Below are 11,960 nucleotides of genomic sequence, written 5' to 3'. Positions count from 1 at the left end.
TTTGGGAAGTGCGCGATAGTGAGATCCGGCAACTCATCAGCTCTTTTTGTTTCGATGAATGATTCTTAAGAGAGTTATTGGAGGGGCGGGAACCGACTGTTTCGTTCTTTTCGCCGGTGCATGCCCGCGGTTTGGCATTTTCAATGCCGGGAAAATAATTAAACGTGATTTAAACAACTTTTAAACAGCCGTTAAACAATATGTGCCGGTAATTGAGAATTGCCAACTGCCGAGGGTGATTTATGAAAGTTAATGTGCTCCCAATCCTTGTACCTTTTTCTGCATGGCATTGAGGATCTCAAGGGCGGTGTGGGCATCCTCTTTCTCTACTAAAATAGAGCGTTTGTAAGCACTTAAAATCGGAATGATGGAGATGCCGGCCTTAGCGAGCGCACTGCTTACAATCGCCGTCAGCCCGACACAACGCATAGCAAAAGGGGCGTTAAGAATAATGCGACAATACTCCGTTTGATAGTTGAGAAAATTATTATCTGCATCCTCTTTCTTAAGAATCAGTGTGATACCTTCAGGCTCTTTGAAGAAGGCGACAGGATCAAACCCTAAAACTTTAAGAAGCGATTGATTAGAGACCCCTACATAAACATAAGTTTCAGGAGCCATAACAGGATCTAAGTTTTGTAAGATATCTTGTAAGGATACTTCTCTTGTGGGCATAATAATATCGTCCTTTAATCAATGGGAATTTTAGGGGGGTTAAGGTTATAAATAGTAGCCATCAGGCGCTATTTTTTGGAGTGGAATCGGTAGGGGAGTACTTGGATGGGTGTTCCTCTCTAAGCAAAATTATTTGCTAATTTTAGCTCAATTTCAATTACTTAGGGATAATTGTATAAATAGTGTTTGGTAAAATTTTGTCGACAAAATAGGCATTTATATAATAAATTTTATCTATTTTTACATACTCGATGAGGCTTTACAATCTTAAGAGCGGGATAAGAAGTTTCTTATTGTGAAAGTATGAAGTTTGATGATGGTATGATCGTGCGAGGTTCTATTGATGGGTAAGAAGATCGATACTGAGATCGGTACTGAGATCGATGATACTAAGATCGACAAGGAGAGTGAGATGACTCAAAAGATCGAGCTAGAGAAGAAGAGAGAATCTCAGTTTGATGCCGATGAGCTCTTAAGACACGCCCCAACAACGCCCGGCATCTATATGATGAAGGATATCGATGGGCAAATTATCTATGTCGGCAAGGCGAAAAATCTTAAAAATCGGCTCTCTAGCTACTTTAAGGGAAAGCAACATGCCCCTAAAACGGTCGCATTGGTGGCCAATATCGCCTCGGTGGAGATGACGCTGACGGCAACAGAGCGCGATGCCCTGATTCTTGAGGGTAACCTGATCAAAGCACATCGCCCACGCTATAACGTTCGCTTGATCGATGATAAGAGCTATCCCTATATCTATCTCTCAGATCATCCCTTTCCCCGTTTTAGCTTCTATCGCGGAACACGTAAACGGCGCGGTCGCCTCTTTGGCCCTTATCCCTCCTCTGGTGCTGTGAAGGAGACCTTAAATCTGATGAAGAAGGTCTTTCGTATCCGTGAGTGTGAGGATTCCTTCTTCTCCCATCGTACACGCCCCTGTTTGCAATATCAGATCGATCGCTGTAGCGCCCCTTGCGTCAACAAAATTAGCCGAGAGGATTATCTTGAAGCGGTGAAGGAGGCAGTGCTCTTTTTGAGTGGTGAATCAAATCAACTGGTGGATCTCTTAATTGAGAAGATGCAGCACTATAGCGGGGAGCTACAATTTGAGGCGGCGGCGAAGATTCGGGATCAGATCCAAGATATTCGGGAGATTCAAGGCTCAAATCGTATGGAGGAGAGTCGCGATTCGCTCGATATTATGGTGCTCTACCAAAAAGCAGAGGTGGCTAATATTGAGGTGATGACGATTCGCGATGGGCGCGTCTTAGGAACGAGAGCCTATTTTCCCCAAGTGCCGAAAGATACCCGAAGTGAAGAGATTATGAGTGCATTTGTGGGGCAATATTATGGTGAGCATCGTCTTCCACCGCGTAATATTATCCTCAATCTTCCCCTCTCAGCAGAGGAGGAAGAGTGGCTCAAGTTGGGGCTTTCAGAGTGGATTGAGTATCCGATTTTACTGCAATATCCCCACAATATTCGAGGGCGTAAACGTCGCTGGCTGGAGATGGCAGAGCAGAATGCCGAGCATTCGGTGGCGATTAAATTGGCAAGTCGAACCCAGATTGAGGATCGGCTCTATGCCCTCAATCAACTTCTCCTTCCACAATTGACAGGGCGAGGAGAGAAAGAGGCGCTACTCGATGAGCGGATGATTCAGCGAATTGAGTGCTTCGATATCTCCCATAGTTTTGGCGAGCGAACGGTGGCCTCTAATGTAGTCTATACCGCAGAGGGATTTACCAAGAAGCTCTATCGCCGCTACAACATTGAGGGAGTAACGCCCGGTGATGATTATGAAGCGATGCGCCAAGCCTTAACGCGCCGTTTTCAGAGTCGGGAGAAGCGTGGCGAAAAACGCGGTGAATTGCGAGATCGCCCTGATCTACTACTGATCGATGGTGGAAAAGGGCAGTTACAAGTGGCGTTAGAGGTGCTCGAAGCGCTACAGATTGAGGATCAATGGGTGATTAGTATCTCCGAAGGGGAGGGGAAAGTGCGCGGGAAGGATATTATCTGGCTTCGCGATAAATCCCCACTCTTGATCGATCCTGCTTCTCCGGCATTTCATCTCTTAACTCAGATTCGGGATGAAGCGCATCGCTTTGCCATTGAAGGGCATCGGGCAAGGCGAGATAAGATGCGTCGCCGTTCTGTATTAGAGGATATCCCCGGTATAGGAGAGAGCCGAAGAACCGCGCTCTTAACCCACTTTGGGGGCTTGGAATCTCTTAAAAATGCCGCCGTAGAAGATATCGCAAAGGTGCCGGGGATTAGTGATAAGTTAGCGGAGGTAGTCTTTCAGGCGTTGCGAGATCCTGCGTAGTTTTCACTCTGAACAGGTCACGCATCACCCTTCACCTTTCATGTAGTACCGGCACCGGCATCGGCTGATGAGGTAGCAGCTGATTGAGCATCAGTTTATTGATACCATTTTACAACCTATTGAGAATCGTGGAAGATCCTTGTTGGCAGTGCCCCTTTGGGGAAGTTGTTAAGAGATTGAGCGAATTCTCATACTTTTCGCTAAAAGTTGCGGTAGAATGCATGCTCTCTTTTCCCTGAAGTCGATCTTGCCCAGAGTGCTCGATCAGTCGCGAGAGGGAAGGGAAGCATCAATTGAAATAGTGATAGAAGGAGCGATAAGAATGAGAGAGAGTAGCGTCTATAGACGATTTAGATTTCAGCGAGATGAGCTGAGCATGCTTATCACACTATCGTTACCGATCCTCATTACCCAATGGTTTTTAGTGGGAATGGGGGTTGTCGATATCGCCATTACCGGGCACTTTGATGATAATGTACAGGCTTCGGTCGGCTTAGGGGTGATGATCTGGAATCCGCTTCTTCTCTGTAGTACCGGTGTCTTAATGAGTGTCGCCATCTTTAGTGCCCACGAATTTGGGAAGGGCAAGAGTGAGGATGTTGCCTTGATCTGGCATAACGGCCTTTTAATCTCCTCTGTTCTCATCGTTGCCGTGGTGCTGATCATGAACTTCTTTTCGGGTCATCTCTTGCGATTTCTATCGGTTGAGGAGCATCTCATCCCGGGGTCAATCTCCTATCTGCGCGCGCTGAGTATCGGTGCGCCGGCGATCTTAATCTTCAATAGTCTTCGTGCCGTCTGTGAAGGGGTAGCACGACCACTTCCGATTACCATTGTCTGTGGGATCGGCTTTCTGGTGAATGCCTTCTTAAACTATATCTTGGTCAATGGCTGGGAGTTGATTCAGCTACCTAGCCTTGGAATAATCGGTTCCGGCTTAGGCACAGGCCTTACCTTCTGGGTGATGCTCTTTCTCCTTGTGGGGGTCACCTTTGTCGATCGCAGATTGCGTAACTTGCAGTTATTGCGTGGATTTAAGCGCCCTGATGCACGTCTTGGGGAGATGATCCGTGTGGGGATTCCTAGCGGAGCGACGCTCTTTGCGGAGGTGGCGATCTTCTCTGCTGCTGGCTTAATTTTGGGGCAGTTTGGAACCATTGTGGTAGCAAGTCATCAGATCTCTCTTGCGATCACCTCCATGACCTTTATGATTCCGCTCAGTGTCGCGATGGCGCTCACCTCGATGGTGGGGCAGCGCATGGGGCGGATGGATTATGAGAGTGTCCGCCGTCTTAGCGATATGGGGCGAGTGGTTGTTTTGGGATTAATGTTAGTGACGAGCTTAATGCTCTTCTTCGCGCGCTTTCATATTCCACAACTCTTCAATACCAATCCGGAGATTGTGCAGATGTCAGCGGCGCTCATTGTCTATTCGCTCTTCTTCCAACTGCCCGATGGCTTGCAGATCTCCGCTAATGGAATTTTACGCGGAATGAAGGATACTAAGGTGCCGATGTATTTAGGGATCGCCTCCTACTGGCTGATCGCCTTCCCCTTAAGTTACTATCTCGGTGTGGTCAAACATCTTGAAGCGCCGGGAGTTTGGATGGGGCTGATTGCCGGCTTAACGGTAGCGGCACTCTTCCTCAATGTACGATTAGCGATTTTAACGCGTCGCTTACCTTCTGTAACAACTGCGCCGAGTGGGGCAAGATAGATGATCATGATGGGTAAGTGCGTAGAAGAGGAGATCAAAAAAATGGATCAAAAGGATGAAGAACTTTTAATGGTAGAAGATGAAGAGGCGGTCGCTGCGGTGGTCATACTCAATTCTACTCTCAACAATCGAGGAGAGCTTGAGCTACAGCTTCCTACAGAGGCGGCAACAAGAGCTTTCGCACAACAATTTGTCACGCTCTTGCAAAGAGAGATGAGAAGTCTCAAGTGGCGTGATCTTAAGCTCTATCTTCATGGTAATTTAGGGGCCGGCAAGACCACCTTTGCGCGCTACTTTATCCAAGCTTTCGGCATTAAGGGTGCGGTGAAGAGCCCAACTTATACCTTAATTGAGCCTTATGAGATCACACTTCCAGAAGAGGTGATCGAGAAGGGGCGCGGTAAGAATGGGAAGCACGAGAAGCGTGATAATGGAAAGCGTGCTGGCAAGGGGGCAGAGCCTTTCTCAGAGTTGATGATGATCTATCATGCGGATCTCTACCGCTTAGCCTCTCCTTTAGAGCTCTATGATTTAGGATTATTGGAAGAGCAGGGGATCTGGCTGATTGAGTGGCCCGAGAAAGGGGAAGGCGTTTTGCCGATGGCAGATATTGAGCTCTTCTTAGCGCGAGAGGGGGAAGCATTAACCCTTCGCCTTCTCCCTCAGAGTGAGAAAGGGGAAGCGTTGATCACGCATCTTCATTCGCAACATCAAGATTCTCAGCATCAAGATTCTCAGCATCAAGATGCTCAGGACCTTCAAGATTCTCAAGACTCTTAAGGCTATTAAAGATCTGAAGGTTCTCAAGGATCTCAAGGTTTTTAAGACTCTCAAGAATCATTCAACTCTTAAGATTGAGGCGAGAGAAGAATCTCGGTTAATTTATTTGTCAAGCGGTGTTAGAATAGATCCACCCATTTTATTTTAGCGAGGATGAACCTATGAACGTAACAAAAGCGACGATTGAAGAGATTATTCAGCAGTATCAAGACCCCTATTTAGAGGTTGATCTTCTCTCTGCGGGGTGTGTGAAGTCGATAGAGATCAATGAGGGCGCATCGCCGGCAGTGAAGGTCGATATCGTTCTAGGTTTCTTTGCCAAAGCGCATAGCGAAGCGTTAAAAGAACATTTTGAAGCAGAGATCAAAGCAAAGTGTGGCGTTGATGCAGCGGTTTCAGTCTCCACAAAAGTGGTCGCCCATAAAGTTCAAGGTCAGCTCCATGCCCTTCCTAATGTTCGCAATATTATTGCTGTTGCATCTGGGAAAGGGGGCGTTGGGAAATCGACAACATCGGTAAACCTTGCACTCTCGCTTCTCAATGAAGGGGCAAAAGTGGGGATTTTGGATGCCGATATCTATGGCCCAAGCTTACCGACGATGCTCAATAGTCATGAAAAGCCTGTTTCACTCGATGGTAAATCGATGGAGCCGGTGGAGACACAAGGATTACAGACCAACTCTATCGGTTATCTCATTGCCGATCGTGATGCCGCCATTTGGCGCGCACCGATGGCAGTTTCTGCGCTTGCACAGATGTTAAAAGAGACCAACTGGAAAGATCTCGATTACCTCATTGTGGATATGCCGCCTGGAACAGGAGATATCCAATTAACGCTTGCTCAGCAAGTGCCGGTATCGGGCAGTGTTATCGTAACAACACCACAAGATATTGCGCTACTCGATGCACGTAAAGGGATCACCATGTTTGAAAAGGTGGGGATTCCAATCTTAGGAGTTGTGGAGAATATGAGCTACCACATCTGCTCAAATTGTGGTCATGAAGAGGCGATCTTTGGTACCGACGGTGGTCGCGCTTTAGCAGAGAAAGAGGGAATCACCCTTTTAGGCCGTATGCCACTTGATATTAAGATTCGTGAAGAGGCAGATCGTGGTCAACCTACGGCGACGACAGATGATCACTTAGCAAAACTCTATCGAGATATTGCGCTCAAGATGGCGGCAAAACTCTCTTTAAGAGAACGTGATAGAATGGCCGGCTTTCCAAAAGTGGTCGTACAGCAATCACAAGGAAAAGAGTTGAAGTAATTTACATTCTATTTGTAGGAAGGAAAACGTATGTCAATTAAAGCAGACCATTGGATTCGAGAGCAGGCAGAGAAGCATCGCATGATTGAGCCTTTCGAGCCAGGGCAAGTCAGAGAGAATGAGACAGGTCGCATTATTAGCTATGGAACATCAAGCTATGGTTATGATGTGCGTTGTAGTAATGAGTTTAAGATCTTTACCAATATCAATTCTAGTATCGTCGATCCTAAAAACTTCGATGAGAATAGCTTTGTAGATCTTGTCTCTGATGTCTGTATTATTCCCCCCAACTCCTTTGCGTTAGCACGTACAGTGGAGTATTTCCGGATTCCTCGCTCGGTATTGACCATCTGTCTTGGCAAATCCACCTATGCGCGTTGTGGCATTATTGTGAATGTCACCCCGTTAGAGCCGGAGTGGGAAGGGCATGTGACATTGGAGTTTTCCAATACGACCAATCTTCCTGCAAAGATCTATGCCGGTGAAGGTGTTGCGCAGATGCTCTTCTTTGAGTCGGATCAGGAGTGTGATATCTCCTATAAGGATCGCGGCGGGAAGTACCAAGGGCAGACCGGTGTGACGCTTCCAAGAACTTAACAATCGTTCATCTGTGTAGAAGCTCCTCTCTAGGAGCTTCTCGTTTTTTACCCCTTTGCTGATTGCACTACGAAGAGTGAATCAGCGTCAGAATCAGAACGAGCATCAGAATCAAGACTGGAGTCAGGATTAGGTTTAAGTTTAGGTTTAGATAAAGAATCAAGATTAGAATTCAGATAAAGAATTAGATATAGCATTAGATAAAGAATTAGATAAAGAATTAGGAATTGAGTTTATGTCAAAAATTATTGTAAAGAATGAGACCCAAATAGCAGGTATTCGGAAAGCGAATCAGGCGGTGGCCAATCTCTTAAAACGGGTGAAGCCTTTTGTGAAAGCAGGCGTCACTACTAAAGAGCTCGATGATATGATCCACGGCTGGATGAATGAAGAAGGGTTAATCTCAGGAAGCCTTAACTATGGTCAGCCTCCTTTCCCCGGTGCGAGCTGTATCTCTGTCAATCATGTGGTCTGTCACGGAATTCCCGGCGATCGCGCGTTGAAAGAGGGCGATATTGTTAATATCGATATCTGCTTGGCAAAAGATGGCTTCTTTGGTGATTCAAGTCAAATGTTCTGTGTGGGGGAAGTCTCCATCTTGGCAAAACGCTTGGTAGATGTCACCTATGAGTGCATGATGTTAGGGATTGAAGAGGTTAAGCCAGGTGCGCCTTTTAGAGATATTGGTCGTGCGATTCAAAAGCATGCACATGCGCATCACTACTCTGTAGTCCAAGATTTCTGTGGTCACGGCGTGGGTTTAAGTCTGCATGAAGCGCCACAAGTACTCCATTATGACTCCCCTTTAGTGACGGAGATTATGGAGCCGGGGATGATCTTTACCATTGAGCCGATGATCAATGTCGGTAAGGCAGCGGTGAAGGTCTTAGGTGATGGTTGGACGGCCGTAACGCGTGACCGCTCACTCACAGCACAGTGGGAGCATGCGGTATTAGTCACAGATGATGGTTACGAGATCTTAAGCCTACCAACGATTGAGTAGCGAGATCGTAGAAATAGATCTTAAAATATTTTAGAGCTTTTTAGCTCAAGAGTATTTTACAATTTCTCTGCCTAACTTATGATCAATCCTTGTGATATATCAATAGGAGAGAGAAAAAGATCGCTACAATGAATGGCATCTATAACAGAGGATCGCTCCTATGGAACAGACATTAGATCAAAATAGACACGCTCAGAAGCATGATCAGAAGCATGATCAAAAACATGATCAGAAGCAAAGGAAGAAGCCGGGTCAGAAACCTACTAAACGGCTCTTAATCTCCGGTGCCGGACCGATCGGGCTCTCATTTGCATTGGGGCTAAAAGATTCCCCCCTCTCGATTGTGATTGTCGATCAACATCCAAGGCCGACGATAGAGCTACTCAATGAAGATACACGCATGATTGCGCTCTCTTATCGTTCCGTTAAATATCTGGAAAAGATCGATATTTGGCAGGCGCTCAAACCTTATGCCACGCCGATTGAGTCTGTTCATGTCTCAGAAAAAGGGTATGCCACGAAGGTGGAGCTCTTCGCTTCAGAACATAATCTGCAATCCTTTGGGGCATTAGTTCCCTTAGGGCGTCTTCGTTTAGAGATGCTCGTCGCGATCGATCGTTGCCCTAATATTGAGTATCGAGATCAGACCACATTGCGTAACTATCAATTGGTGGAAGAGATCGCTCCGAAGCAGAGCAATCGCGAGCAAGCGCTCTGTCATCTAATCACCACCAAAGAGGCCGAAAAAGTATCGGAAGAGGCGATTTTTGATTGGGTCATTGCCGCTGAAGGGATGCACTCTCATCTGCGACAACTCTCTGGTATTGAATCATTCCATAGTGATTATGGTCAGGTTGCGGTGATTGCGCGTGCTAAATTTGAGCATCCACACCACAATATGGCGTATGAGCGCTTTACCAGTGATGGTCCTCTGGCCCTCCTGCCGGTGGGAAGTCACGAGATGGCGGTGGTATTAATCGCCGATAGTCGGGATAAGGAGCATTGGCAGAAGGCGAGTAATCTACAATTTGCCAATGAGGTGATCTTCCGTATCGGCTATGAGCTAGGTGATATTGAGATGGTAACAGAGCGCCATGTCTGGGATCTTACCTTGATGGTGCCCAAAGAGGTCTGTAAACCCTGTTTAACATTGATTGGTAATAGCGCCCATTCACTGCATCCCATTGCCGGACAAGGGCTCAATCTCGGTTTTCGTGATTGTGAGTTACTGCTGCCCTTCTTTGAGTCGGGAAATATCCCCACACTCCATGATCTTGAGTGGTATCAACGAGAGCGCCGCCGGGATGTGGTAAAAGTAGTAGGTGCGACTGACTTCTTAGTTCGAAGTTTTGGAATCGATTGGTCCTGCGCACCACAATTGCGCAATATCGCTCTTCGAGGAATCAATTTCTTAAAACCCCTTAAAAAGCGTATCGCCCGTTTTGGGATGGGCTATTAAAATCGGTTGAGAGTGGCTCTAAATGGTTTATATGGTCGATATGGTCTATATGACCTAAACGTTCTAAATGACTTTAATGCTCCTTTTAGCGTCAATCAGATATCGCTTTAGTGTCAGTCTTTAGTGTCTGTTCTTAGTATCAGTTCTTAATATCAGTTTAAAAAATAGCGTCCTTCTTCTATCGAGCGATAGGGAAGGAAGAGAGGAAGAGATATGAGTCACCGTTATGATGTCATTATTAATGGCGCCGGCTTAGTCGGTTCGAGTATTGCAATCGGCCTTGCAAAGGCGGGATTAAAGGTTTTAGTCATTGAGTTTCATCCTCTAGCGAAGCTCTATCCGACAGAAGATTATGGTCTTCGGGTCTCGGCATTTACCCCTTCTAGTCGTAAATGGCTCGAGTATGTGGATGCTTGGGATGGGCTACAACATACCGGGCGAATCACCCCATTTTTGCATATGCATGTTTGGGATGAGGGCGGGCGTGGCGAGCTCACCTTTGATGCTGCCGGCACAGGCTCCGATGCTTTAGGCTGGATTATGGATAATGAGGCGACGCAAGGCGTGCTTCTCGATCGAGCTCAAGAGTTGGAACTGATCACCATTTTAGAAAACTGCAAGCTCGAATCCTTTCTTCGCCTTGAAGATGGACGGGTGGAGGTGACGCTCAGTAATGGCGAGAAGTATGAGGCTGAGCTGATCGTTGGTGCAGATGGTGGCCGTTCGCTCGTTCGTGATTGGGCTAATATCCCGACCACCGGCTGGAGCTATGGACAGAAGACGATTGTGGGTCAAGTTCGCCCTGAGAAGAGCCATGACAACACCTGTTGGCAACGCTTCTTAAATAATGGACCTTTAGCGCTCCTTCCACTCAATGATGGGCGCTGCTCATTGGCATGGCATACCACCTATGAAGAGGCAGATGAACTCTTAGCGCTCGATCCTGAAAGTTTCTCTGATCGCCTCTCAGAAGGTTTTGAGTGGAAGTTTGGGCGGATCGAAATCGCCGGTGAATTGGGCGCTTATCCCTTAAGACTCAATCATGCACAAACCTACGTTCGGGAGAATTTTGCCTTAGCAGGGGATGCGGCACATTCGATCCATCCTCTTGCCGGTTTAGGGGTTAATATCGGTTATCTTGATTCGGCAACATTGGTGGAAGAGTTAATCAATGCTCGTAAGGCAGGGATTCCGCTGGGTAACTTAGAGATGTTAAAACGCTATGAAAAACGGCGAAAAGCACATAATATGTTTATTATGGGATCGATGGATCTCTTTAAGCGAAGCTCAACGAGCCAATCTGGTATCATAAAGGGGATTCGCAATATTGGGCTATCCGCCGCCGATAAACTTCCCTTTGTGAAGCGAAAACTTGCTAAAATTGCGATGGGGTATTATGGCGATATTCCCGCTTTTGTTAAACCGAAATAGAGGTAAAAACTGTGTCAGATACATTGAAAGCAGCTTTTGAGACGTTAGAGAAGAAGATGGTTACATTAGGCGAGCAGAAGCAACAGCTCGTGACCCAATTGCAAGAGGCTGAAGAGAAATATGAGAACTTGCAACTCGAGTTTGGTACCTATCGTCAAAATATGGAGCAGGAGAATGCTCGATTAGTGGCGGATAATGCCCTTCTTTCCGAGAAGTTAAATAAGCTCGTTTCCCGTGTGGAATCGATGAGCCAAAATATGTAGGAATGTAGGAGAATCAAGATGTCAGAGACTGTAGTTGTATCGGTAAAAATTGCCAATGAAGAGTATCCTATTAGCACCCCAAAATCGGAAGAGGAGGTGTTGCGTGAATCAGCCCTTCGTCTCGATGCGGAGATTGCTAAATTGCGCTCAAAAGGGCGTCTCTCTCTCGAAAAGGCGGCGATCATGGCGGGGATTATTCTCGCAAGTGAGCTCGTTCGTGCGGAGAAAGGGGTAGAGTTAACAGAATTTAAATTGCGAGAGGAATTAGTCACGCTATCGAAAAAGGTTGATCAATTTCTTTAAAGATCGATCGATGATCGCGATCATGATCAGTACGTGATCGCAACGATATCGCAAATGACAATGCCATTGATAATTTGTAAATGACAATACAAATAACAATGCAAATGATAATAATGAGTAACCATATGATATGCA

General features: G+C 46.4%; 10 protein-coding genes and 1 pseudogene. 10 read left to right on the top strand and 1 reads right to left on the bottom strand.

Annotation, left to right across the window (positions count from 1 at the left end):
- Positions 1-249: 249 nt before the first annotated feature.
- Positions 250-675 carry an ACT domain-containing protein gene (locus B9T19_RS04905; protein ID WP_094567490.1) on the bottom strand — a complete coding sequence of 142 codons (426 nt, stop codon included), beginning with the start codon at positions 673-675 and terminating at the stop codon, positions 250-252.
- Positions 676-1,087: 412 nt separating this feature from the next.
- Between B9T19_RS04905 and uvrC the strand changes: the two genes are divergently transcribed.
- The 10 genes and pseudogenes from uvrC to B9T19_RS04855 all read left to right on the top strand — a co-directional run bounded on the left by uvrC (position 1,088) and on the right by B9T19_RS04855 (position 11,825).
- Entirely contained in the window at positions 1,088-3,004 is a 1,917-nt protein-coding gene (uvrC, locus tag B9T19_RS04900; protein WP_094567696.1) for an excinuclease ABC subunit UvrC, read from the top strand.
- A 322-nt stretch (positions 3,005-3,326) separates the two neighbouring features.
- Positions 3,327-4,721 (top strand): MATE family efflux transporter, encoded by a 1,395-nt coding sequence (locus B9T19_RS04895; protein WP_233146796.1) that lies wholly within the window; start codon positions 3,327-3,329, stop codon positions 4,719-4,721.
- A 105-nt stretch (positions 4,722-4,826) separates the two neighbouring features.
- Positions 4,827-5,420 (top strand): annotated as a pseudogene (locus B9T19_RS04890) (tRNA (adenosine(37)-N6)-threonylcarbamoyltransferase complex ATPase subunit type 1 TsaE); the annotation flags it as partial.
- A 242-nt stretch (positions 5,421-5,662) separates the two neighbouring features.
- A complete protein-coding gene (gene apbC, locus B9T19_RS04885) occupies positions 5,663-6,769 on the top strand; it encodes an iron-sulfur cluster carrier protein ApbC (RefSeq protein WP_094567488.1) in 1,107 nt (368 codons plus the stop codon).
- Positions 6,770-6,799: 30 nt separating this feature from the next.
- Positions 6,800-7,366: a dCTP deaminase gene (gene dcd, locus B9T19_RS04880; RefSeq protein ID WP_094567487.1), complete on the top strand. Its 567-nt coding sequence runs from the start codon at positions 6,800-6,802 to the stop codon at positions 7,364-7,366.
- A 235-nt stretch (positions 7,367-7,601) separates the two neighbouring features.
- Positions 7,602-8,369 (top strand): type I methionyl aminopeptidase, encoded by a 768-nt coding sequence (map, locus tag B9T19_RS04875; protein ID WP_094567486.1) that lies wholly within the window; start codon positions 7,602-7,604, stop codon positions 8,367-8,369.
- 160 nt (positions 8,370-8,529) lie between these two features.
- Positions 8,530-9,828 carry an FAD-dependent monooxygenase gene (locus tag B9T19_RS04870; RefSeq protein ID WP_094567485.1) on the top strand — a complete coding sequence of 433 codons (1,299 nt, stop codon included), beginning with the start codon at positions 8,530-8,532 and terminating at the stop codon, positions 9,826-9,828.
- Between the two features lie 213 nt (positions 9,829-10,041).
- The gene (locus tag B9T19_RS04865; RefSeq protein ID WP_094567484.1) at positions 10,042-11,259 is read left to right on the top strand and encodes a UbiH/UbiF/VisC/COQ6 family ubiquinone biosynthesis hydroxylase; all 1,218 of its coding nucleotides are present in this window, start codon (positions 10,042-10,044) and stop codon (positions 11,257-11,259) included.
- A gap of 11 nt (positions 11,260-11,270) precedes the next feature.
- Positions 11,271-11,522, top strand: a complete 252-nt coding sequence (locus tag B9T19_RS04860; protein WP_094567483.1) for a hypothetical protein — start codon at positions 11,271-11,273, stop codon at positions 11,520-11,522.
- Between the two features lie 18 nt (positions 11,523-11,540).
- The gene (locus B9T19_RS04855) at positions 11,541-11,825 is read left to right on the top strand and encodes a cell division protein ZapA (protein ID WP_094567482.1); all 285 of its coding nucleotides are present in this window, start codon (positions 11,541-11,543) and stop codon (positions 11,823-11,825) included.
- Positions 11,826-11,960: the final 135 nt, after the last annotated feature.

The organism is Ignatzschineria sp. F8392 (assembly GCF_002252045.1).
GTDB lineage: Bacteria > Pseudomonadota > Gammaproteobacteria > Cardiobacteriales > Wohlfahrtiimonadaceae > Ignatzschineria.
This window is presented reverse-complemented; position numbering and strand designations above follow the sequence as displayed.